Consider the following 24641-nt stretch of genomic DNA (forward strand, 5'->3'; position numbering starts at 1 on the left):
GCACGCCGAAGTCCGGCGCGGGCACGGGGCCCACGCCGGACGTCGTCATCGGGTGCCTCAGCCGGCGAAACCCAGCTCGCGCGCGATCAGCATGCGCTGGACCTCGCTCGTGCCCTCGCCGATCTCCAGGATCTTGGAGTCCCGCCACATTCGGGCCACCGGGTACTCGTTCATGAAGCCGTAGCCGCCGTGGATCTGGGTCGCCTCGCGGGCGTTGTCGACGGCGACCGTCGAGGAGTACAGCTTCGCGATCGCCGCCTCCTTCTTGAACGGCTCCCCGGCCACCAGCCGCGACGCCGCGTCGCGCCAGCCGATGCGGGCCATGTGGGCGCGCATCTCCATGTCGGCCAGCTTGAACTGGATGGCCTGGTTGTCGCCGATCGCCTTGCCGAAGGCGTGCCGCTCCTTGGCGTACTTCACCGACTCGTCCACGCAGCCCTGCGCGAGACCGGTCGCGAGCGCGGAGATGGCGATCCGGCCCTCGTCGAGGATCCGCAGGAACTGCGCGTAGCCGCGGCCCTCCTGGCCCACCAGGTTGGCCAGGGGGACCCGTACGCCGTCGAAGGACAGCTCACGGGTGTCCGAGGAGTTCCAGCCCACCTTGGAGTACGGCGCGGCCACCGTGAAGCCGGGGGTGCCGGACGGGACGATGATCGAGGAGATCTCCGGGCGGCCGTCCGCCTTGCGGCCCGTCACGGCCGTCACGGTGACCAGACCGGTGATGTCCGTACCGGAGTTGGTGATGAAGCACTTCGAGCCGTTGATGACCCACTCGTCGCCGTCCTTGACGGCGGTGGTGCGGGTGCCGCCCGCGTCGGAGCCGGCACCGGGCTCCGTCAGGCCGAAGGCGCCGAGGATCTCACCGGAGCACATCTTCGGCAGCCACTGCTGCTTCTGCTCCTCGGTGCCGAAGAGGTAGATCGGCATGGCGCCGAGGGAGACCCCGGCCTCCAGGGTGATGGCGACCGAGGAGTCGACGCGGGCCAGCTCCTCCAGGGCGATGCCGAGGGCGAGGTAGTCCCCGCCCATGCCGCCGTACTCCTCCGGGAAGGGCAGGCCGAACAGGCCCATGCGGCCCATCTCGGCGACGATCTCGTAGGGGAACTCGTGCCGCTCGTACAGGTCGCCGATCTTCGGGGCGACGACGTCGTGCGCGAACGCCTCTACGGTGCGGCGGAGTTCCTCGTGCTCAGGGGTGAGCCGGTGGTCGAGGGGCATGGTGTGACTACTCCTTGTGGGAGAGGGCGCGGACGGTACGGGAGGGGCTGGGACGTCCCAGCCGTTCGGCCATCCACACGCTCGTGGCGGTGAGGGCGGCCAGGTCGACCCCGGTTTCGATGTCGAGGCCGTCGAGCATCCACACCAGGTCCTCGGTCGCGAGGTTGCCGGTGGCGCTCTTCGCGTACGGGCAGCCGCCGAGGCCGCCCGCGGAGGCGTCGACGGTGCTCACGCCGTGCTGGAGCGCGGCAAGGGTGTTGGACAGGGCCTGGCCGTAGGTGTCGTGGAAGTGCACGCCGATGCGGTCGGTGGGGACACCGGCCTCGTTCAACGCGGAGAGCAGGGCCTGGACGTGGCCCGGGGTGGCGACGCCGATCGTGTCGCCGAGGCTCAGCTCGTCACAGCCGAGGTCCAGCAGGGCCTTGGCGACGGAGACGACCTGGTGGACCGGGACGGCGCCCTCCCAGGGGTCGCCGAAGCACATCGAGAGGTAGCCGCGCACGTGCGCGTCGCCCTCCTTGGCCCGGGCCACGACGGGCTCGAACATGGTGAGGGACTCGGCGACGGTGCGGTTGAGGTTGCGGGAGGCGAAGGTCTCGGTGGCCGAGCCGAAGACCGCGATGCGGGTGGCCCCGAGGGCGAGCGCGCGGTCGAGGCCGCGCTCGTTGGGGACGAGGACGGGCAGGTGCGCGTCGATGTCGGCGAGCTGCGGGAACAGCTCCTCCGCGTCGGCCAGTTGGGGCACCCACTTGGGGTGCACGAAGCTGGTCGCCTCGATGGTCGTCAGCCCGGCGGCGGCGAGGCGGTGGATGAACTCCGCCTTGACCTCCGTGGGGACGGCCGACTTCTCGTTCTGCAGGCCGTCGCGGGCGCCGACCTCGTGGATGCGGACCCGGGCCGGCAGGCCGGGGACCGGGACGTTCATGGGCAGCCCGATCATGCGGCTCCCTCCTTGCCCTCGTTCGCGTCCTCGTCCGGGGTGACGACGGCCAGGATCTGGTCCATGGCGACCGTGGTGCCGGGGGTCACGTCCAGCTCGGTGACGGTGCCGGCGTGCGGGGCGGAGATGACGTGTTCCATCTTCATGGCCTCGACGACGAGGAGGCTCTGCCCGGCCGCGACCGTGTCACCGACGGCCACCTTCACCACGGTGACGGTGCCGGGCATGGGGGCGGCGAGGGTGTCGGCGCCGCCGCGGCCGGCTCCGCTGAGGTTGGCCACGACGGGGTCGTACGTCTGGACGTGCCAGCTGTCGCCGTCCCGGCCGAGCCAGGTCCCCTCCGGGGAGGTGGCGTGGCTGAACCGGTGCGTGACGCCGTCGAGTTCGACGGTGACGGTGTCGGGGGTGCGGGTGATGATCCGGGCTCGCTCCGGTGCGCCGGGGCTCTGCCCCGGACCCCGCGCCTCAATCTCCCCCAGACTCCGTCCGGGGGTACCCCCTGGCGAGGCTGAATCGGCCCCGGCCTCATCGATCAGCAGCTCGTGGCCGGTGCCCTGGGGACGGGTGCGGACTGTCACCGGGTCCTGCCCGGGGAGGCGGAAGTGGTGCACCGTCCAGGCGGGCGTGCCGCCCAGGCGCCAGCCGTTGCCGGCGTCGAAGGGGTCGACCCACCTACCCAGCCCGTCCGGCGTTTGAGGACCGGGTCCGGGCAGAGCCCGGGGACCCTGCGCCAGCAGGGCTGCCGCGGCGTACACCTCGTCCGGGACCCCCTCCGGAAGGAGCCCGGAAAGGTCCCGCTCGACCAGGCCGGTGTCCAGGTCGCCGGAAACGACGTCCGGGTGGGCCAGCAGCCTCCGCAGGAACCCGGCATTGGTCTGGACACCCAGGATCACGGTGTCCGCCAGAGCCCCCCGCAGCAAGCGCAGCGCACTGGCGCGGTCCGGGCCGTGGACGATGACCTTCGACAGCATCGGGTCGTACGTCGAGCCCACCGGTACGCCCGCCGTCAGCCCGGAGTCGGTGCGCACCGCACCGCCCGAGGGCTCGGACAGGGCCAGCACCGTGCCGCCGGACGGCAGGAACCCGCGCGCCGGGTCCTCCGCGCAGACGCGGGCCTCGATGGCGTGCCCGGTCAGCGTCACCTCGGACTGCGTGAAGTCGAGGGGGGTGCCCGCCGCGACCCGCAGCTGCTGCTCCACCAGGTCCAGCCCGGTGATCAGCTCCGTCACCGGGTGCTCGACCTGGAGACGGGTGTTCATCTCCATGAAGTAGTAGGAGGAGGGGTCGCCGCCCGGCACGATGAACTCCACCGTGCCCGCGCCGACGTACCCGCAGGAGCGGGCCGCGTCGACCGCCGCCGCGCCCATCGCCGCGCGGGTCTTCTCGTCGAGCAGGACTGAGGGGGCCTCCTCGATCACCTTCTGGTGCCGGCGCTGGAGCGAGCACTCGCGCTCGCCCAGGTGCACCACGTTGCCGTGGGCGTCCGCCAGTACCTGGATCTCGATGTGCCGCGGCCGGTCCACCCACCGCTCGACCAGCAGCGTGTCGTCGCCGAAGGAGGACCGCGCCTCGCGGCGGGCCGCCGCGATCTCCTCGGCCAGCACCGCCTCGTCACGCACCAGCCGCATGCCCTTGCCGCCGCCGCCCGCCGAGGGCTTCAGCAGCACCGGCATGCCGATCTCCGCGGCCGCCGCGACCAGTTCGGCGTCGGTCAGGCCGCTGCCCGAGGAGCCCGGGACCACGGGCACGCCCGCCGCCTTGACGGTCTCCTTGGCCCGGATCTTGTCGCCCATCAGGTTGATGGCGCTCGCCGGTGGCCCGATGAAGGCGAGGCCCGCGTCGGCGCAGGCCTGCGCGAAGGCGGCGTTCTCGGCGAGGAAGCCGTAGCCGGGGTGGACGGCCTCGGCGCCCGTCCGCTTCGCGGCATCCAGCAGCCGCTCCACCGACAGATAGCTCTCGGCGGCCGCCGCCGGGCCGATCCGGACGGCCGTGTCGGCCTCCCGTACGTGGCGGGCGTCCGCGTCGGCGTCGCTGAAGACGGCCACGGAGCGGATGCCGAGCTCCCGCAGCGTGCGGATGACCCGGACCGCGATCTCGCCGCGGTTCGCGACCAGAACAGTGCTGAACATCGAAGAGGTCCTCACGTCACATGCGGAAGATGCCGAAAGCGGAATCGCTCAGGGGAGCGTTCGCGCAAGCCGTCAGGGCGAGCCCCAGCACCTGCCGGGTCTCCATCGGGTCGATGACCCCGTCGTCCCACAGCCGTGCCGTGGCGTAGTAGGCGTTGCCCTGCTCCTCGTACTGCGCGCGGACCGGGGCCTTGAACGCCTCCTCGTCCTCGGCGGGCCACTCCTGGCCCGCGCCCTCGATCTGGTCGCGCTTGACCGTCGCGAGCACCGAGGCCGCCTGCTCCCCGCCCATCACGGAGATCTTGGCGTTGGGCCACATCCACAGGAAGCGGGGCGAGTACGCCCGACCGCACATCGAGTAGTTGCCGGCGCCGTACGAGCCGCCGACCACGACCGTCAGCTTCGGCACGCGGGTGCAGGCCACGGCCGTCACCATCTTGGCGCCGTGCTTGGCGATGCCGCCGGCCTCGTAGTCCTTGCCGACCATGAAGCCGGAGATGTTCTGGAGGAAGAGGAGCGGGATGCCGCGCTGGTCGCACAGCTCGATGAAGTGCGCGCCCTTCTGCGCGGACTCGGCGAACAGGATGCCGTTGTTGGCGATGATCCCGACCGGGTGTCCGTGGATCCGGGCGAAGCCGGTGACCAGCGTCTGGCCGAACTCGGACTTGAACTCCTGGAAGCGGGAGCCGTCCACGATCCGCGCGATGATCTCGCGGGCGTCGTAGGGGGTGCGCGAGTCGACGGGGACCGCGCCGTACAGCCCGTACGGGTCCACCTTGGGCTCTTCCGGAGCCTCGACCGACCAGGGCAGGGCCCCGCGCTCGGGCAGGGTCGCCACGATGTTCCGTACGATCCGCAGCGCGTGCGCGTCGTCCTCCGCGAGGTGGTCCGTCACGCCGGAGGTCCGGGAGTGGACCTCGCCGCCGCCGAGCTCCTCGGCCGTGACCACTTCACCGGTGGCGGCCTTCACCAGCGGCGGGCCGCCGAGGAAGATCGTGCCCTGGTTGCGGACGATGACGGCCTCGTCGCTCATGGCCGGTACGTACGCACCGCCGGCGGTGCAGGAGCCGAGGACGGCGGCGATCTGCGGGATGCCGGCGCCCGACATGCGGGCCTGGTTGTAGAAGATGCGGCCGAAGTGCTCCCGGTCGGGGAAGACCTCGTCCTGCATCGGCAGGAAGGCACCGCCGGAGTCGACCAGGTAGAGGCAGGGGAGACGGTTCTCCAGGGCCACCTCCTGGGCGCGCAGGTGCTTCTTGACGGTCATCGGGTAGTACGTGCCGCCCTTGACGGTGGCGTCGTTCGCGACGATCACGCACTCGCGGCCGCTGACCCGGCCGATGCCCGCGATGACCCCGGCGGCGGGGGCGGCGCCCCCGTACATGCCCTCGGCGGCCAGCGGGGCCAGCTCCAGGAAGGGGGATCCGGGGTCGAGGAGGGCGTCCACGCGGTCGCGCGGGAGGAGTTTCCCGCGGGCGGTGTGGCGGGCGCGGGCCTTCTCGCCGCCGCCGAGCCGGGCCGCGTCGAGCCGGGCGCGCAGGCCCTCGGTCAGCTCGCGGTGGGCGGCCTCGTTGGTCCGCCAGGCCTCGGACGCCGGGTCCGCGGCGCTCGTCAGCACTGGTGCCTGCTGCATCGGTCGAGCTCCCTTGCTCGTTCCACTTGCTCGGTGCACGCTGTTAGTGAGCGTTAACGTGTGTGGGACTTAGGTTAACGACCGCTAACGGCCCTGTCTAGAATGGTTTCCCATGAGCACCAGAGCGGCCGCACCCACCCGTCGCGAGCAGATCCTCAGTGAGGCCGCTCGTCTCTTCGCCGCGCGTGGATTCCACGGCGTGGGCGTCGACGAGATAGGGGCCGCCGTGGGCATCAGCGGCCCCGGCCTGTACCGGCACTTCGCGGGCAAGGACGCCATGCTCGCCGAACTGCTCGTCGGCATCAGCGAACGGCTGCTCACCGGCGGCCGCCACCGGGTCGCGGAGGCGGCGGGCGACCCGGCCCGGGTGCTGTCCTCGCTCATCGACGGCCACATCGACTTCGCGCTCGACGACCGGGCGCTGATCACCCTGCACGACCGGGAGCTCGACCGGCTGCGGGAGGCCGACCGCAAGCTCGTGCGGCAGCTGCAGCGCCAGTACGTGGAGCTGTGGGTGGAGGTCGTACGCGAACTGCACCCGGAGGTCATCGAGGCGGAGGTCCGGGTCGCCGTGCACGCGGTCTTCGGCCTGCTCAACTCCACCCCGCACCTGGCGGCCTTGGGGCGCGAGGCGGTGGAATCGCTGCTGCGGCGCCTCGCGCACGGCGCGTTCGGGGCGTTGTCGGCATGAGCCGGGGCGTCCGCCGACCGGAATGGACGCGCCGACTCCGGCCCGGCGGCGGCAGAATGGCCCGTATGCCGAAGCCGATAGAGACGTCCGTACCCACCCGCGCCGAACTCGTCGACCACCTGGTCCGCACGCGGATCGCGGGGCAGGTCGCCACGCCGCGCGACAACAACCTCAGCCACTACCGCAAGCTCGCCAACGGTGACCGGCACTACTGGCTCGGCCTGGAGCTGGGCGACCGCTGGACGGACGAGCAGGACGTGCTCGCGGTGATGGCGGAGCGCTGCGGCGTCGTGGACGACCCCGAGTTCCGCTTCGGGCAGGACACCATCGACCCCGAACTGACCGTGGCCGGCCTGGACCGCCTGGCGGCGCGACTGCGCAAGGCCGCGCTGGACCGGCAGAGCGTGCTCTTCGCCACCGGACACCCGGGCGGCCTCCTGGACGTCCACCGCGCCACGGCGGCGGCCCTGCGGGCGGCGGGCTGCGAGATCGTGGTCATCCCGCGGGGCCTCGTGGCGGACGAGGGCTCGGTGTGGCAGTTCGCGGACGTCGCGGTCCTGGAGCGCGGGGCGACGCTGTGGCACACCCATTCGCCGGAGCCGATGGCCGCGATCCTGGACGGCCTGACCGCCGAGAACCGCCCGCTGCCGGACCTGGTCGTCGCCGACCACGGCTGGGCGGGCTGCGCGGCCCAGCGCGGCCTGGACGCGGTGGGCTACGCGGACTGCAACGACCCGGCCCTGTTCATCGGCGAGGCGGAGGGCACCGTCCAGGTGACGGTCCCTCTGGACGACCACGTCCGCGACCCGCGTTTCTACGACCCGATGGTGGCGTACCTGCTGGACGCGGCGGGGCTGCTGGGCGCGTAGCGGGACCGACACGAAAAGCCCCGGCCGGGAGCATCCGGCCGGGGCTTCTCGCTATCGCTGGGCATGTCGGGTGCGGCAGTACAGCGCGTCACCGGGGAGGGCGCGGCTGGTATCGGCCGTCCCGCCTTCGCCGTGGCGTGCCCTGGGTCCCCGCTCTCACTCGAGCCGGAACCCAGGACGCCACTTCAGTCGTCGCATTCTGCGTCGACCGACGCAGAATGCGACGAATCTGGAATCAGTCCCGCAGCTTTATTTCGAAACTGGGCGTTGGTAGTACTCCGGCGTCCCATCGTCTTGGAGGAGGTAGATCCTCGGGTTCTCCTCATCTCCACCGAACCTTCCCCATACCGTACAGTCGGCGACACCCAAGCCTTCAGGCTTGAAAGCCACGACGATACCTGGGCCCTCGTCTGGATATGATCCGAACTTCCACTCTCCGGATCCGGACATACGGGGTTCCAATTTCCGATTCTTTTTGGCGGAGCAGACGAGTTCGAGACCTATGTTCGTGGCGCTGAAGTCGCCGTTCTCCTCGAACCGCATGGTCCCGCCGTTACTGCTTTCCCAGTTTCCCGCCAATTCGGGTCGAGCCTTCGGGTTGAAACGATGAGTCGATTCACCCTCCAGGGAGAAAATGAATACCGCGGCCGCGGCTGCAGTGGCGAGGGTGACTATTGAAACGATCGCGGCGAACTTTCCCCATTTGATCACAGGTAATCCACGAAGTCATTACGGTGCGCCGCATCTTCCGACCTCGCGTAGGAGCGTGCCGCATCAATCAGCGGCTTGTACTCCATGCCCTGCAGCCACCCCACTGGATCCGACTTGTCGTTCGCTCGCGCGATCTGATAAACTCCTCGACCGATCTCGCGCCCATTGTAGTTATTGACCAGGTCGGCCATATGGTCGTCCTGTTCGGAGCGCGGGTGATATGCCTCGTGTGCATCAATCCATACGTCAGCGACATCTTCTCCGTACTCGATGTCAAGTCGAGCTTGTGTAATGGCGTGGCGGAATGCATTCGTATTGAGCCACTCCCCACCCTGTTCGACCTTGGCGTTTTCGATGGCCGTCATGGATTCGGCCCAGGTTTTAATGCCGTAGATGTCCAGGCAGTCGATGAGATTCTCCGAGCAGGCTATCTTCTCTGCGACATTGGTGCCCTCCCACATGTTCCCGTCCACGTCCTCCTTGTTATACTCGTGAGTTCCGCTGGAATTCCACCCGTACGGCCATCTGGTATTTGCTCGATACTCTTTCTCGAGAGTGACGCCAAGGGTGACTATCGCTCGCTTCTTGTCAAGCCCCTTGCAACCCGCATCGTTTCGGCAAGCTTTTTTGTTCGAGTCCTCCAGTCTTTGTCGGCTCTCGCGGCGATTTTCGCGGGCCTGGGCGACCTGCACCACCTTTTCCGGCGCGGCTTCGAACCATCCGTCGTTGTCCCCCTCGTAGTACCTCAGGCCGCTCGGGTCGGAGTAGGTGAAGGGGTTGTTGGCGGCGTAGGTGTAGCCGTGGAGCTGCTGGGAGTCCTGCAGGTCCATGATCGGGTCGACGGAGATGAATCGACCGATCAAGGGGTCGTACTCGCGGGCTCCGATGTGCGTCAGGCCGCTGTCGTTGTCCTTGGTGCCTCCGACGAAGGCCTTCTCGCCGGTCCACGTCGAAGGCTGTCCGCCGCGGGCTTCGCCGAAGAGGCCGGTCTTGCGACGGGTGACCGCCTGGGTCGTGTCGGTGGTGATCTGCGTGGTGCTGGTGTTGTGGTGGTCGGCGAGAGTGAAGCTGAGCTTGCCACCCGTGCGCATCGCGACGTCGCCGTAGTAGCGGGTCCCGGTGACGGCGCCCGACTTCTCGAGCTTCAGCTCGTTGCCGGACGGCAGGTAGACGGTGGTGGCGTCCTTCTCCTTGCGCAGGATGCGGTTACCGGTCGTGTCGTAGATGAACGAGTCGGTGGTCGTGCCCTGGATGAGGGACTTGAGGTGCCCTTCGGCGTCCCAGTCGAGGTACTGGGTTTCACCGGTGCCGCTTTTCCGGGTCTTGGTATTGCCGGTGGCGTCGTAGGTGAAGGTCTCCTCGTGCGGGCTGGTGCCGGTCTGGGTGACCTTGGGAAGGTCGTGCTTCCCGGTGGTCGGTGCCGCGTAGGTGCGGACGGTGTCGGCGGTCGGGCCCGAGGTGGTCTTGTGTTTGGTCTCGGTCTTGCGGTTGCCGACGGCGTCGTAGGTGTACGTGGTCCAGTACGGGTCCTCGCCGCCGATGATGGTGGTCGACGGAGTGGCCGCGCAGGTTTCGCCCTTGTTGGTCCAGGCCTCGGTGATTCGGCGCAGTGTGTCGAGGTTGACGCACTGGGTGTCGGTGGTCCGCGTGGCGTCCTGGCCGTACGCGGTGGCGATGGAAGTCAGGTTGCCGACAGAGTCGTTGGTGTACCGGGTTTCCTCGATGCGAGCCGGTGCGACGTCGCGGTCGATGACGGTGCGGGTGAGAGCGCCGGTGTGTGGGTCGTACTCGTTGGACCGGTAGAGATTCTGTCCGGACGAGCCGAGCCGCTGGTTGATGGTGCGGCCGTAGGGATCGTAAGTCATCGTCGAGACGAGGCGGCTGGTGCCTGCAGCCATGGTGTTGAGCAGTCCGGAGACCGTCTTGTAGGTCATGCCGACCGTTTCGGCGGGGAGGCCGCCCATGGCCGGGTGCTTGGTCGTCAGGACCTGTCCGGCGATGTTGTAGGTGTTCGTCCACTTGTAGGTGCCGGCCAGAGCGCCGGTGTCGGGGGTGGACGGGATGGTGACCTGGGTGTCGAGAGGCTGGTAGAGGTCGTTGTAGGCCAGGACCTCCGAGGTGTACGCCTTGCTGTCGACATAGCGCGTGGACTTGGTCGGCTGGCCCTTGGCGACGGTGTCGTAGACGGTCGAGGTCAGGGTCGTGGTGCCCTGCTTTGTGGCGACGGGACGGCCGAGGTCGTCGTATTCGGTGTGCAGGGTGACGCCGCGGGCGTCGGTGACGTCAGTGACACGGTCGCCGACATCGTAGGCGGTCCTGGTGATGCCCTTGTCCGGGTCGTTCGCCTCGGTCTGGCGGCTGCGGACGTCGTAGCTGTACGTCCACTTCGCGTTGCCGGGGTCGGTGACCTGGGACAGCTGCCCGATTTTGTTGTAGGCGTACAAGGTGGACTGCGAGGTAGTGCGGGCCGGGTCGGTGTACTGCTTGGTCTCAACAGTGCGCCCCAGCGCGTCGACGACGGTCGTGGTCGTAGTGCCGCCCTGAGGCGGGACGACCGTGACGGTGTCGCCGGTGTAGCTGGTGGTGGTGCGCTTGGTCTCGTTGCCGAGGTGCTTGGCGATCACGGTCGTGGGTCGGCCGGCGCCGTCGAAGACGGTGTCGGTGGAGGCCGGGTAGGTGAGTTCCTGCCCGGTCACCAGCTCGGGCGAGGGCGTGCCTTCGGCGTAGTAGGTGCCGGAGTTCCGCCAGGCCAAGCCGCGGGTGTCGTAGAAGGTCTCGGTGACCAGGCGGCCGCCCTTCTCGGGCGTCTGCGTCTGGGTCTGCGTCTGGCGCGCGCGCAGCAGGCCGTCCTGGATGGAGTGGACGACGGAGTACTTGTAGTCGTGCGTCAGCGTCTTGGACGTGATGACGTTGGGGCCGCTGTTGCGCACGGTGTACTCGAAGACGCGGCTTGGGCGTTCCGGATTGGTTTCGACGGTCCAGTTCGGAACCCAGACCTTCGTCACCCGGCCCAGCGCGTCGTACGCCGTCGTGGTGACCTTGCCATTGGGGTCGGTGACCTTGGCCGCCTGACCGCGCAGCGGTTCGAGCTGGGTGGTGACGGTGTGCCCAAGCGCGTTGGTCGCCGTCATTGCGGTCGGGACCTCGCCGGTGGTCGGCGTGTATGCAGTGGTGGTGACCTTTCCGTAGGCGTTGGTGGCAGCCAGTGCCCGGCCGTAGAGGTCGTAGCAGAGCTCGTTCTTGGCAGCGCCGCAGGTGGACGGGATGGTGGATGCGGTGTCGTAGCCGTCGCCCACGCCGTTGATCTTCTCGGTTTTCGTCACCAGGCCCGTGCCGGGGACGGTGCCGAGCGTGCCGTTGTCGAAGTAGGTGCGGGTGTCGCTGATGACGTCGCCTGGAGTGCTACCCGTCGCCTCGCACGGGAGCGCGACCGTTTCGACTCGGCTCTGCCGGTCCAGGATCCACGTGGCGGTGTTGCGTGCGTAGGTGGTCCGGGTGCAGGACTCGTCGCCGGTCTTGGCCGTGTCACCGGTGCTCGCCTGCCAGTCGGCCATGCCGTAGTCGTCGAAGTGACGGCTGGTCTCGGTCGTGCGGGTGCCACCGGTGACCGTGGTGCGGGTGGACTCCTTCTCGACATTCGTCTTGTAGGAGACGAGATTGGGCAGGCCGGGCCGCACGCGCTTGGCGACCTCGCCCGAACGCCACGGGGTGCTGGACGTCGCGCTGACGAGTTTGCCGGTGTCGTCGCCGTCGTAGGAGGCCGTCTCGCGGACCATGCCGGCGTACTCGGGCCGGTCGGTGACCGCGGTGCCCGTACCGTCCTTGACCTCCTTGCCGTCGAGGCCGCGGAAGTAGCGGGTCTCGGACAGCGAGCGGGGGTCGTTGGCGGCGCCGATGCGGGTCTGGACGAGTCCGTAGCCGCGGGCGACGGAGTGGACGCGGTCCTCGGCCTTGGTGAACTCGCTGGTGTCCTTGTCCCAGGCCGCCCCGCCGACGTAGGCGTACGAGGTCACCTTGTCGGGCGTCGAAGCGAGGTTGTCGCCCTCCACAATCTGGTTGACGACGTAGGAGTTGAACCAGTCGAGCTTGGAGTCCTCGCCCTCCCACACCCACTTCACCGGGTAGCAGCGCTTGGTGTTCGTCGCGTCCGCTGCGGGAAGCGTGGTGGGGGTGCACTCGGGCTGGGAGTAGGTGACACCGATGGTCCCACCGGTCTCGGTGTTGACCTGGGACATCCGAAGCCGCACATAGGGGGCCAGACCGTCCCCGGTCTTGTCCACCCGGTTGGGCCGCTGCTCACCGGTGAAGGTGACGGGGGGGAGGGAGATGTCCTCTGCGGAGCCCCCCTTGGCGGTGCGGGTGATGGACTTCAGCCACATCGGGGTGGAGATCCCGTCGCCCGCCGGCGGGAAGTTCTGGTCCAGGGACCAGGAGTCGACGTCCTGGTAGGCGCCGCCGGTGAGGACCTTGGTGTGGATGCCCGTCAGGCGCATTCGCGACCAGAACGTAGGCGAGTTCTGGCCCTTGCACTCCGTTGAGCCGTCCTTGCAGAACAGGTCGTACGGCGAGTCCGGCCAGTTCTTGGCAGTGGCCTCGTCGAAGGTCCCGCATGCGGTGAGGCAGCGCTCGGCGACGTCGAACTTCACCTGGGCCATGGCTTTGCCGGTGTAGACGGCGTCCGAACGCAGCCCGTAGTCGATGTGGTCGAGCCAGCCACCGCGGATGTATTGCGTGACCGTGGACTTGCCGGTGGTCTCGGAGAAGTTGCGGCCGTAGTTGTTGGTCTCGGTCTTCCAGTAGTACGCCATGGCGGCGCCGCCAGGGGCGACGACGTAGTCGAGCTGCCAGCGCCAGGCCTGCTTGCACCAAGCGCTCGCGAACGAGGCGTTGTGGCAGGGCTCGCCAGCCTGGTTGCCGAAGACGGGCGCGGTCCAGGCGGAGTTCGTCGTCGGGGTGGACGCGTCCTTCCAGCCCGGCAGCCGGTTCAGACCGAAGAAGTACTGCGTACCGTCGGTCGTGGTGATCTTCCAGTGCTCACCGTCGTTGTCGCCGTTGACGGCTCCGGTGAGCTTCTCGACCTTCTCGCCCGCGTCCGAGGCCGGATGCCAGCCCTTGCCCTGCTCGTAGACGAGTTCGGTCGACCTGCCGCCCAGCGACATGGTGGCGTTGTCGTTGAACCAGCACTGGTCGCCGACCTTGGTGGTGTTGGTGCCACCGGTCTTGTCGTCGTTGCAGGGCTTGTACTTGCGCTCGATGAAGCCGGGCTCCCAGCTCCAGCCGTCGCCGATCCATGAGCCCTGGCTGTTGGACTGGCCCGTGCGTCCGTCGACGGACTGGGAGCTGTAGCCGAGCGAGATCTGCGGGGCCGGCCCACCGGGCACGGAGGGCATCGCGACCGGGTAGGACCAGGAGAAGGCGCCCGTCGAGCCGCCCGCGCTCCAAGAGCCCGAAGGCTGGAGCGAGGTCGCCTTGTAGTCACCCGTCGGACCCGCGTCGCCCGCCGTCGCGGCGAGGACGGTCGCGCCGCCCGAAGCCGCGGGAGCCGACTTCGCCGACGTGCCCGCGGACTTGGCCGACTGTGCCGCGGCGCCGAGCGTGGTCACCTGGGCGGACAACTTGCCCGCGCGCGTGTCGTTGCGCGTCTGCAGCGGCTTCTGCGTACGGCACTCTGCGCGCTCCGGCGTCGTCAGCGCACACGCCGGAAGCTCCACCAGACGCAGGCGGGAGACGTAGTCGCCGCCGTAAGCGCCCCGGAAGGAGTTGTAGTCGACCTCGACCTGCGCGGACGCGGACTGCGCCGTTCCGTCCGAGCGGCCCACCGACAGCAGGACACCGTCGACGCCGGCCTTGCGCGCCGCGTCCTTGCCGACGACGGAGACCTTCACCTTCGACGGTGCTTCGGCCGCCTTGCCCGGTGCTACGTGGACCGCGACCGGGAGCTTGCCCGCTTGCTGCGAGCCCGGTCCGACGACTGGGCCACGAGCGGCACCCGATAGGAACGACTTCGAGACCGGGCCCGAAGCGGCCGTCAGATCGACTTCCGCCGAGCCCGCCGCCGGCCAAGAGACCTCCGGAGCCTTCCACGGAGTCGCACCCGCGTCGTCGGGCTTCTGAGCCCCACCCGTGCGGACCGGCTTGACCGGCACCGCCTTCGGCTGTTTGAGCTGCGGCAATGACGGTTCGGATTTGCTGTCGGCTACGGCAACCGCGCCTGGTAGCAAGCTTGAGAGGACGGCTGCGGTCAACGCCACAGAAAGTCCTCGCGCACTGAATTTTCTCACACCCCACCCATGCTTCTGGAAATGATTTAAGGCGCAGACTAGCAGGCGGAATTCATTAGTCCGGTATCTCGGAACAAGCTTTATTTGGATCTACTGGATTAAATAGGGTGACACGCGTGGGATCCGCATAAAAGATGCAGGTCAAAATGGGTTCACGTCGAGATTCTGAGTAGAGTCGCCTCGTGGATATCGGGCAGATGGAGTGCGTGTGAGAAGAAGAGAAGTCCCATCCGATATGTCGGGTGGGCGGAGGATTTCGCGGGCCATTTCGATGGTCCTGGTAAGCGGAATAGTCACTACCGGATTGACTGTGATTAATTCTTCAACCAATGCGGTCGCTGCGACCGATCCGGTTGCCGAGGGTTCGATGAGTGCGGCTGACTTCGCGCTCGCCAAGGCGAAAGAAACCGGCCAGCCCTATGAGCTGACGTCCGCGCGGACCGAGACCTCGGACACCTGGGCGTTGCCCACCGGCAAGTGGTCGGTCAAGCGGCACGGGACGACCGTGCGCATCCGGCGCGCCGGTGGCTGGGTGGCCACCGACCCGTCGCTGCAGTTCGCCGCGGACGGGAAGGTGAAGCCGAAGGCGTCGGCCGTCGCAATCGCTTTCTCCGGCGGAGGTACCGGGCCGCTGCTGACAGGGGTGAAGGACGGGCGGACCCTGTCGCTGACCTGGCCCGCGGCCCTCCCGAAGCCGACGCTCGCCGCGAACGTCGCGACGTACCCGAACGTCCTGCCCGATGTGGACCTGCAGCTGAAGGCCGAGGTCGAGGGCTTCTCCCAGCTGCTCGTGGTCAAGACCGCCGCCGCGGCCAAGCATCCCGACCTCACGACGCTGAAGTTCAAGCTCGACACCGTGGGCCTCGACGTCAGCAGGGACGCGACGACGGGACTGCTGACTGCGGTCAACCCGGCCGGCGAGATCGTCTTCACCTCCCCGACCCCGGTGATGTGGGACTCCACCACCACGGGGGCCGCCCCCCAGGCCGCCAAGCATGCGGGAGTGGCCGCCGCCGGCTCGGGTGTGAATGACGCCCCCTCGGACGTCTTCGTGACGCCGTCCGGGGCCAAGAACGCGCAGATGCCCACCACGGTCGCGGGTGGCAATCTGGAGATCAAGCCCGACCAGGCCCTCCTCACCGGCGCCGAGACGAAGTACCCCGTCTACATCGACCCGTCGGTGGCCTGGGGTGCGCGGCAGAACTGGTCGTGGGTCTACCGCACGTGGGAGAACAACTCCTACTGGAACACCAAGGAGGACGTGCGGGTCGGCTACGAGGCCGAGACGAACGGCCTCTCACGGGCCTACTTCCAGCTCGACACCTCGGGCGTCAAGGGAGCCCAGGTGACGAAGGCGACGTTCAGGATCAAGGAGACCTGGGCCTGGTCCTGCACCAAGACCCCGGTCGAGCTGTGGGCCACCGGTCCGATCTCGCGTGACACCACCTGGAAGCACCAGCCCGGCAAGGCCGGCGCCCGCTGGCAGGACACGGTCAAGGATGCCAAAGGGCGTGCCGAGTGTGGCGCCGGCAACCTCGAGTTCAACGCCACCGACGCCGTGCAGCAGTCCGCCGCCAATCACTGGTCGAGTGTGACCCTCGGCCTGTTCGCCTCGAACGAGGGCGACGAGTACCAGTGGAAGCGCTTCGACGCGAAGACGATGACGCTGGAGATCGAGTACAACAACCCGCCCGACACCCCGTCCGACCCGGGGACCTCTCCCTGGGTGCCGTGCGTGCAGGGCGGCTCGATCGGCAACACCACCGTCAGTCTCTACGCGACGATCTCCGACCGGGACTCGGGGAACCTGAACACCGAGTTCCAGCTTCTCAAGGAGGGGCAGACCACCCCCCTCAGCCAGTCCGTCCCGGCCAACAACGGCAGGGTCGCCACCTGGAACGTCCCCGACGCTTCGCTCCCCAACGGGAACTACACCTGGAAGGCGCGGACGACCGACCAGGACGGTGCCCAGTCGGCCTGGTCCCAGACGTGCAAGTTCACCGTGGACCGCGGTCGGCCGACCGAAGCGCCGAAGATCACCTCTACCGTCTTCCCCGACGGAAGGAACGGCTGGCCCGCGGGCACCGGCAAGGCCCGCCAGGAAGGGGACTTCGTCGTCTCCGCCAACGGCGTCGAGGACGTCACCTGGTACGGCTACTACACCGACTGGGACCCGGACGTGAAGAGCACGACCGTGGCGGCGGGTACGTCGTTCACCGCGAAGCTCACCCCACCCGGCGCCGGCCCGCACTTCGTCTACGCCTTCAGTCAGGATGCCGCGGGCAACCGGTCCGACACCACCGTGTACCCGTTCTACGCGGCCCGCACGGCTACGGCGGACGGGCCCCACGACCTCAACGGGGACGGCTCCCGCGACATCTGGAGCAGCGACCTCTTCGGCAGCCTCATGACCTACACGGGCCAGGGCAACGGGAAGTTCTCGGCGACGGTCAGTTCTCCCGAGTCCTTCGCCAAGGCGCAGGTTGCCACCCTGGGCCGTTGGGACGACGACGGATACAACGACATGCTCAGTCTTGAGCAGCAGGCCGGCATGACGCGTAAGTCGCTGTGGGTCTACAGCAACGCGGACGGCCGGGGCGCTGTCGGCAACCGCATCGAGATGACCGCGGACGCCGAGGACAACCACTGGTTCGACGCCGAGCAGATCATCGCCCCTGGCGACCTCGACGGCGACGGGCTCCCGGACATCCTCGTCAAGCAGGGGAACAAGCTCTGGGCGTACTACAACACCCTCACAGGTGCACAAGGCGATCCCGTGCCCGTCGGTGGTACCGACTGGAACAAGTACACGGTCATCGCCCCCGGGGACCTCAACAAGGACGGCGTGCTCGATCTGCTGCTGAGGGACAATGCCACGGGCGACGTCCTGCGCACCTACGGCAAGAAGAGCCCGGAGGAGAACCGGACGGTCGACCTCGCCACCTGGGGCACTCAGGCCCGCGCCAAGGTCGGTTCCGGCGTATCGCAGGCAAACTATCCGCAGGTGGGTTCGTCCGGTGACCTCACCGGCGACGGCACCCCCGATCTGTGGGCCCGCCGGTCCGACAACACCATGGTCGGCTGGCCGGGTCGGCTCGCCGCCGACGGCAAGACCGTCAGTGCCTTCGACACTCATTTCGAGATCGACGGCGTACCCGGAGCACGGATTCCCTCCGGTACCACTCTGACCTCGGGGCAGGAGTTCTCCAGCGGCAACGCCAAGCTGCGTATGCAGGCCGACGGCAACCTCGTGCTGCTGAGCAAGGACAACAAGACGATCTGGGAGAGCAGGACGGACAAGCACCCGGGCGCCACGGCCCGGATGCAGAGCGACGGCAATTTCGTCGTCTACGCGGCCGACGGCAAGTCCCCCCTCTGGAGCAGCAGGACCACCATTCCGGGCTCGTACGCGGTGCTCCAGCCCCGCGGCGTCCTCGTCCTCTACAACCCCTCCGGCCAGAGCCTGTGGACCAGCGGCACCCAGAGCCGACCTGACTACAACGGAGACGGCTACACGGACGTGGCCGCCCGCGACGCCAACGGTGACCTGTGGATCTACCCGGGTACCGGTGGTACGGGCACCAGCACGCTCGGCAGCCGTTACTTCGTGGGCAACGGCTTCTGGCGCGACTACTGGACCAACATCTACTCCACCGACTTCAACAACGACGGATACACCGACATCGTCACGCGCACCCATGACGGGGGGCTGTACCTGTTCCCGGGCACCGGCAGAGCCGGAACCGAACCGTTCGGCAATCGCGTCCTGATCGGCACCGGCTGGAACATGTACGCGGACCTCGGCTTCGGAGACATGAACGGCGACGGCCGCACCGATCTCATCGCCCGTGGCAGCGACGGCAATCTCTGGGTCCATCCCCACAAGGGCGGCACCGGCACCGAAGCCCTCGGCACCCGGGTGTTCATCGGCGACGGCTGGTGGCCCGAGAGCTGGAAGAACATCCGGTTCGCCGACCTCAACAACGACCAGAAGGTCGACATCCTCGGGCACGCCGCTGACAGCAACCTCTACATCTACCCGAACACCAGCAGCGGCGACGGTCCCATCTCCTTCGGCAGTCCCGCTTTCGTCGGCGACGGCTGGTGGATCGGGGAATGGATGCCCTACCCCGCCGACCTCAACAGCGACGGCACGCCGGAACACGTCGGTGTGACCCGCGCCGGGGAGCTCTGCGACTTCCTGAGCACCGGCCGGACCCTGGTCGGTACCGGCTGGAACGGGTACGACATCGCCCTCTGACCCGGGTTGACCGGGCTGCTGACCGGTGAGGGGGGTGAGGTCCCGCGGGGACTTCACCCCCCTCCTCCGTACTGCTCAGCCTGCGGCGGCAGTTGTCAGTGGTCGTGGTTACGGTCGCCGTATGTCGAAGTCTCCGAAGCCGCGCAACCCGCTGTCCGTCCTGGCCGACGATCCCCAAGGGCGGTCCCTGGGGCTTGAGTTGCCGCCCGGGTCGCTCATCGACCGGCCCGGGCGGCGGGGGTGGTGGAAGGAGCCCCGGCCGTTGCTGTGGGTGTCCGACGAGGCCGTGGGGAGCGGTGCGCTCGCCGCGCACCGGACTCCCGCGCTCGCCGCCGCCGGGTTGCAGGCGGTGCTGCTCCAGGGGCGGCGCGGGTTGGAACGGTGGTGGCAGGCAAGGGAGTTCTCACCGGAGCGGATGTCCGACCCCGACGACCACCACGTCGAGCCGGTGCTGCGCGAGTTCTGGAGCGCGGTGGTGCCCGATCCCGAGGAGGGGGCGGAGGGGGAGGAGCTCATCGCTCCCTTCGGCCGGGACTGGCCCGGGCTCGCGGAGGGCGGGGCGGCTCCGGACGATCCGGGCGGTCCGGACGCGGTGGCCTGTGGGCTCGCGGACGGGCTGATCGCGAGCGGCTTCCTGCCGAGCCCCCGGCTCGCACTGGTCCCCGCGGGCCGCGGGGCCGACGTACCGGCCGCGATGGGTTGGTGCGGTCCGACCAACCACGAGACCGACACCGCCCTCATCAGCACGGTCCTGCGCTCCTGGGAGGACCGTTTCGGCGCCCGCGTCGTCGCCCTCGGCTTCGACGAGCTCCACGTGTCCGTGGCGGCCCCGCCGCGTACGGTCGCCCACGCGCTCCCCGTCGCGGCGGAGCACTTCGCCTTCTCGCCCGACAACGTCTGGCAGGGTTCCGGCAGCATCCGCGCCTACGCCGACGAGGCGGTCACCGGCAGCAACCACTGGGGCTTCTGGTGGGACTGAGCGGACGGGCGGACGTCACGCACGCGGGACGCGTACGACGCCCTCCTGGATGACCGTCACGGCCAGCCGGCCGTCCTGCGTCCAGATGCGGGCCTGGCCGAGGCCCCGGCCCGCGGCCGCCGAGGGCGACTCCTGGTCGTACAGCAGCCACTCGTCCGCGCGGAAGGGCCGGTGGAACCACATCGCGTGGTCCAGCGAGGCGCCGACCACGTCGCCCACCGCCCAGCCGCCCCGCCCGTGCGCGAGCAGCACCGAGTCCAGCAGGGTCATGTCGGAGACGTAGGTGGCCAGGCAGGTGTGCAGCAGCGGGTCGTCGCTGTCCAGCTTGCCGGCCGTACGGAACCACACCTGCGAGCGCGGCTCCACCGGCTCGCCGATGCTGCCCCAGGGCGGGGTCGTGGCGTAGCGCAGGTCCACCGCCTCCCGCGTCTCGATCAGCCGCTCCACCGTGCCGGGGTCGCGGAAGATCTCCCGGTACGCGGGCAGCGACTCGGCCGCGGTGGGCAGGGACTCCGGGTCCGGGGCGGACGGCATGGCGACCTGGTGGTCGAGGCCGTCCTCGTACTTCTGGAAGGACGCGGAGAGGTGGAAGATCGGCTGGCCGTGCTGGACGGCGACGACCCGGCGCGTGGTGAAGGAGCGCCCGTCGCGGATCCGGTCCACCGAGTAGACGATGGGCGCGGAGGTGTCCCCGGTGCGCAGGAAGTAGGAGTGCAGCGAGTGCGCGGTGCGGTCCGCGGGGACGGTCCGGCCGGCCGCGACCAGGGCCTGGGCCGCGACCTGGCCGCCGAAGACGCGCGGTACCAGCGAAGGCCGGCTGGTACCGCGGAAGATGTTCTCCTCGATCTGCTCGAGGTCGAGCAGATCGAGGAGCGTCGTCAGTGCGTCGTTCATGGGGGAAGGGTAGGTGCCCCGTGTTTCGTGTCCGGGGCCCTTACAGGCCCATGGACTTGGCGATGATGGACTTCATGATCTCGCTGGTGCCGCCGTAGATGCGGTTGACGCGGTTGTCGGCGTACAGGCGGGCGATCGGGTACTCGTTCATGTAGCCGTAGCCGCCGTGCAGCTGGAGGCAGCGGTCGATCACGCGGTGCGCGACCTCGGTGCAGAACAGCTTCGCCGAGGCGGCCTCGGCGGGCGTCAGCTCGCCGGCGTCCAGGGCCTCCAGGGCGCGGTCGGCGACGGCCTGCGCGGCGTCCACCTCGGCCTGGCAGGCGGCCAGCTCGAACTTGGTGTTCTGGAAGTGCGCGACGGGCTTGCCGAAGACGGTGCGCTCGGTCACGTACTGCTGGGCGAACCGGACGGCCGCGGCGGCCTGGGCGTACGCGCCGAAGGCGATGCCCCAGCGCTCGGAGGCCAGGTTGTGGCCGAGGTAGTAGAAGCCCTTGCCCTCCTCGCCGAGCAGGTCCTCGACCGGGACCTTCACGTCGACGAACGCCAGCTCGGCGGTGTCGGAGGTCTTCAGGCCCAGCTTGTCCAGCTTGCGGCCGATGGAGTAGCCCTCGGACTTGGTGTCCACGGCGAAGAGGGAAATGCCGAAGCGGCGGTCGTCCTCGCTCGGGGCGGAGGTGCGGGCGCAGACGATCACGCGGTCGGCGTGGACGCCGCCGGTGATGAAGGTCTTGGAGCCGTTGAGGACGTAGTGCGTGCCGTCCTCGGAGAGCTTGGCGGTGGTCTTCATGCCCGCGACGTCGGAGCCGGTGCCCGGCTCGGTCATCGCGAGGGCCCACATCTCCTCGCCGGAGACGAACTTCGGCAGGAAGCGCTTCTTCTGCTCGATGTCGGCCAGCATCTTGATGTAGGGGAGCGCGAGCAGCACGTGCACGCCGGAGCCGCCGAAGTTGACGCCCGCGCGCGAGGTCTCTTCGTAGAGGACGGCCTCGAACTTGTGGGTGTCCAGGCCCGCGCCGCCGAACTCCTCGGGCACGTTGATGCCAAAGACGCCCAGTTCGCCGAGCTTGTAGTAGAAGTCGCGCGGCGCCTGACCGGCTGCGAACCACTCGTCGTAGACCGGGACGACCTCGGCCTCGATGAAGGCGCGGATGGTCTCGCGGAATGCCTCGTGGTCCTCGTTGAAAACGGTACGGCGCACAGCCGGCTCCCTTCGGTCGCGGCGGTCCGCCGCCATGCCTAAGCGCTTGCTCAGGGTAAGTTACCGGCCAGTCAAACTAGCTGTCCAGAGTGCAGGCGCCTAAGAAAGGGTGGGGTGGCTCACCCCCGGCCCTCCGGCGGCGACCCCGATGGAGGGGGTTCGTCCGCGTCGCGGTGGCCGGAATGCGCTCATGAATGCCTTGTTCGTGGTCTCACGTACCGATTCGCCCAACGGATACCCGGGATGAGAGGGCCCGCCCTCGCCCGGTGGTCCTGCCTCGCCGGCGGTCCCGCCTCGCCTGGCGGTCCCGCCCTCGCCCGGCCGGGACGCCCCGCCCGGCCGGGACGTCCTCACCCGGCGGCGACGCGCAGCGCGAACCACAGCTCCATCCGCACGTCCGGGTCGTCCAGGTCCCGGTCCAGCAGCTCTGCGGCGCGGCCGATGCGCTGGCGGACGGTGTTGCGGTGGACGCCGAGGGCCGCGGCCGTGCGGTCCCAGTTGCCGTGGTGGGCCAGCCAGCCCCGCAGGGTCTCCCGCAGGGCGGCGGAGAGCGGTTCCAGCAGGGCCTCGGCGTGGGCGCGCGCCTCGGCCTCACCGACCAGGCCCGCGAAGCCGGGGTCGGTGTGGTGGGCCAGCGGGGTACGGGCCGCCTCCGCGCGTTGTAGGGCCCGCGCGGCCTGGGCGTCGGCCGTGGCCAGCCCGGCCGGCGCGGCCGGTGCGCTCACCCCGAGCCGCCAGCCGGACTGCGCGGCGGGCTCCCGGTCCGTGAGCAGCCGTACGCCGTCCTCGTGCTGGTCAAGCAGTACGGTGCCCAGCGCGGCCGCGAGGGCCTGCGGGTCCCCGGCCCCGCGGGCGTGGACGGCGTACCAGGGCCCGGCCGCCAGGGCCGCGGCCGGATCCCCGTCGAGGAGCAGCCGGGTCAGGGCCGCCGCCTCCGCCCCGGCGGGCCGCTCGGCGGTGAGCAGCGTCAGCAGGACGGCGGCCACCGACGCCACGGTGTGGTCGCCGGGTGCGCGGGCCGGGGTCGCCGTGCCCAGTGCCGCCCGCCCGGCCAGGGCGTAGGCGGCCAGGTGGTGGCCGCCCGCCCGGTCGGTGGCGGTGGCCGGTCCGCCCTCGCGGCCGACCCGGGCCAGCAGTGCGGACAGGGCCTCCCACGCCGGGGGCGGCAGCTCCGGGCCCGCCGCCCGGCCGCCCGGCCACAGGGCCACCGACCCGCCCAGGCTCGCCGCGAGCCGGGCCAGGACCGCCGGGACCGGGTCGGGGCGGGCCGCAGCCGCCGCCAGGGCCTGCTGGGCCTCGGTGACCCGGCGCAGCTCCCGGGTCCGGGCCTCCGCCATCAGCCGCCCCACCGCGCGGGCGACCGCCGAGAAGGGGGTCCGCGGCGGGACCTCCAGCAGCGGCAGCCCGTGCCGCGCACAGGCCTCGGCCAACGCGGCCGGGACCTCCTCGTGCACCGGGGCCACGCCGAAGCCGAGGGCCGCCGCGCCCGCCCCGGCCAGCCGGGCCACGTACCCGTCGGGGTCGTCGGCGGGACCCGCCCCGGCGGTCAGCAGCAGCTCGCCGCCGAGCAGGTACGGGGAGGGGTCGGGCATCTCGGAGGCGTGCACCCCGTGCACCCCCGCGGTGGCCGGCCCGGCGAGGTGGCGCAGGCCGAGCTCCCGGTCGCCGAGCAGTGCGGCGAGGAGCACCGGCGGGGTGAGCGGCTCCCCGGCGGGGCCGTTGCCGTACTCCGGATCACGAGGAGGACCGGGCATGGATACTCCGTATATTTCAGCTCTGCCAGATGGATGAAACGTACACTCCCCACCCCCGGGCGGCCCGCTTACGCTCGAAGTACCGCACACGTCAGGCCAGAGAAAGAGGCACAGCCATGAGCACGCAGCCGCGCGGCCCCGTCGACTCCTCCCGCATCCCGCGCTACGCGGGCCCGGCGACCTTCGCCCGTCTGCCCCGCCTCGACGAGGTCGGCTCCGCCGACGTCGCCGTCGTCGGCGTGCCCTTCGACTCCGGCGTGTCCTACCGCCCCGGCGCCCGCTTCGGCGGCAACGCCATCCGCGAGGCCTCGCGCCTGCTGCGCCCGTACAACCCGGCCCAGGACGCCTCCCCGTTCGCGCTCGCCCAGGTCGCCGACGCCGGTGACATCGCGGTGAACCCCTTCAACATCAACGAGGCCGTCGAGACGGTCGAGGCCGCCGCCGACGAGCTGCTCGGCGCCGGCTCCCGCCTGATGACCCTGGGCGGCGACCACACCATCGCCCTGCCGCTGCTCCGCTCCGTCGCGAAGAAGCACGGCCCGGTCGCGCTGCTCCACTTCGACGCGCACCTGGACACCTGGGACACCTACTTCGGCGCCGAGTACACCCACGGCACCCCGTTCCGCCGCGCCGTCGAGGAGGGCATCCTCGACACCGAGGCGCTCTCCCACGTCGGTACCCGCGGCCCGCTGTACGGCAAGCAGGACCTGGACGACGACGCCAAGATGGGCTTCGGCATCGTCACCTCGGCCGACGTCTACCGCCGCGGCGCCGACGAGGTCGCGGACCAGCTGCGCCAGCGCATCGGCGACCGCCCGCTGTACATCTCCATCGACATCGACGTGCTCGACCCGGCGCACGCGCCCGGCACCGGCACCCCGGAGGCGGGCGGCATGACCTCCCGCGAGCTGCTGGAGATCATCCGCGGCCTGTCCTCCTGCAACCTCGTTTCCGCCGACGTCGTCGAGGTCGCCCCGGCGTACGATCACGCCGAGATCACCTCGGTCGCGGCCTCGCACACCGCGTACGAGCTGACCACGATCATGTCGCGACAGATCGCGCAGGCGAAGGGCAAGTAAGCGA

Annotated in this window: 14 protein-coding genes; 5 read left to right on the forward strand and 9 right to left on the reverse strand. The window is 69.6% G+C overall.

Features of this window, described 5'->3' with window-relative positions:
- Positions 1-57: 57 nt before the first annotated feature.
- Genes OG594_RS06955 through OG594_RS06970 form a run of 4 tightly spaced genes read right to left on the reverse strand, consistent with a single transcriptional unit; the run spans position 58 to position 5920 of the window.
- Complete coding sequence (locus tag OG594_RS06955; RefSeq protein ID WP_266596252.1) at positions 58-1218, reverse strand: acyl-CoA dehydrogenase family protein; 1161 nt, start codon at positions 1216-1218, stop codon at positions 58-60.
- A gap of 7 nt (positions 1219-1225) precedes the next feature.
- Complete coding sequence (locus OG594_RS06960; RefSeq protein ID WP_266596254.1) at positions 1226-2158, reverse strand: hydroxymethylglutaryl-CoA lyase; 933 nt, start codon at positions 2156-2158, stop codon at positions 1226-1228.
- Positions 2155-4287, reverse strand: a complete 2133-nt coding sequence (locus OG594_RS06965; RefSeq protein ID WP_266596256.1) for an acetyl-CoA carboxylase biotin carboxylase subunit — start codon at positions 4285-4287, stop codon at positions 2155-2157. Before OG594_RS06965 ends, OG594_RS06960 begins: the two co-directional genes overlap by 4 nt.
- A gap of 16 nt (positions 4288-4303) precedes the next feature.
- On the reverse strand, positions 4304-5920 hold the full coding sequence (locus OG594_RS06970; protein WP_266596258.1) for a carboxyl transferase domain-containing protein: 1617 nt from the start codon (positions 5918-5920) through the stop codon (positions 4304-4306).
- A gap of 112 nt (positions 5921-6032) precedes the next feature.
- On the opposite strand from OG594_RS06970, the gene OG594_RS06975 reads away from it, so the two are divergent.
- Both OG594_RS06975 and OG594_RS06980 read left to right on the forward strand, forming a co-directional pair.
- Positions 6033-6611 carry a TetR/AcrR family transcriptional regulator gene (locus OG594_RS06975; RefSeq protein WP_266596260.1) on the forward strand — a complete coding sequence of 193 codons (579 nt, stop codon included), beginning with the start codon at positions 6033-6035 and terminating at the stop codon, positions 6609-6611.
- Positions 6612-6667: 56 nt separating this feature from the next.
- On the forward strand, positions 6668-7480 hold the full coding sequence (locus OG594_RS06980; RefSeq protein WP_266596262.1) for a phosphatase: 813 nt from the start codon (positions 6668-6670) through the stop codon (positions 7478-7480).
- A gap of 249 nt (positions 7481-7729) precedes the next feature.
- Here OG594_RS06980 and OG594_RS06985 read toward each other — a convergent pair whose 3' ends face one another.
- On the reverse strand, positions 7730-8191 hold the full coding sequence (locus OG594_RS06985; protein ID WP_266596264.1) for a hypothetical protein: 462 nt from the start codon (positions 8189-8191) through the stop codon (positions 7730-7732).
- Positions 8188-14076 carry an RHS repeat domain-containing protein gene (locus OG594_RS06990; protein WP_266596266.1) on the reverse strand — a complete coding sequence of 1963 codons (5889 nt, stop codon included), beginning with the start codon at positions 14074-14076 and terminating at the stop codon, positions 8188-8190. Before OG594_RS06990 ends, OG594_RS06985 begins: the two co-directional genes overlap by 4 nt.
- Before the next feature lie 763 nt (positions 14077-14839).
- Here OG594_RS06990 and OG594_RS06995 point away from each other — a divergent pair.
- Both OG594_RS06995 and OG594_RS07000 read left to right on the forward strand, forming a co-directional pair.
- Positions 14840-18733: an FG-GAP-like repeat-containing protein gene (locus OG594_RS06995; RefSeq protein WP_266596268.1), complete on the forward strand. Its 3894-nt coding sequence runs from the start codon at positions 14840-14842 to the stop codon at positions 18731-18733.
- Between the two features lie 121 nt (positions 18734-18854).
- Positions 18855-19712 carry a DUF4253 domain-containing protein gene (locus OG594_RS07000; protein WP_266596270.1) on the forward strand — a complete coding sequence of 286 codons (858 nt, stop codon included), beginning with the start codon at positions 18855-18857 and terminating at the stop codon, positions 19710-19712.
- A gap of 15 nt (positions 19713-19727) precedes the next feature.
- Here OG594_RS07000 and tesB read toward each other — a convergent pair whose 3' ends face one another.
- The 3 genes from tesB to OG594_RS07015 all read right to left on the reverse strand — a co-directional run bounded on the left by tesB (position 19728) and on the right by OG594_RS07015 (position 23558).
- Positions 19728-20606, reverse strand: coding sequence for an acyl-CoA thioesterase II (gene tesB, locus OG594_RS07005; RefSeq protein ID WP_030009022.1), 879 nt, complete (start codon positions 20604-20606; stop codon positions 19728-19730).
- 40 nt (positions 20607-20646) lie between these two features.
- A complete protein-coding gene (locus OG594_RS07010; RefSeq protein ID WP_189737167.1) occupies positions 20647-21804 on the reverse strand; it encodes an acyl-CoA dehydrogenase family protein in 1158 nt (385 codons plus the stop codon).
- Positions 21805-22154: 350 nt separating this feature from the next.
- A complete protein-coding gene (locus OG594_RS07015) occupies positions 22155-23558 on the reverse strand; it encodes a PucR family transcriptional regulator (protein ID WP_266596279.1) in 1404 nt (467 codons plus the stop codon).
- 116 nt (positions 23559-23674) lie between these two features.
- Here OG594_RS07015 and speB point away from each other — a divergent pair, with 116 nt between their 5' ends.
- The gene (gene speB, locus OG594_RS07020; RefSeq protein WP_030013156.1) at positions 23675-24637 is read left to right on the forward strand and encodes an agmatinase; all 963 of its coding nucleotides are present in this window, start codon (positions 23675-23677) and stop codon (positions 24635-24637) included.
- Positions 24638-24641: the final 4 nt, after the last annotated feature.

The organism is Streptomyces sp. NBC_01214, assembly GCF_026340975.1.
In the GTDB taxonomy this organism is placed as follows: domain Bacteria; phylum Actinomycetota; class Actinomycetes; order Streptomycetales; family Streptomycetaceae; genus Streptomyces.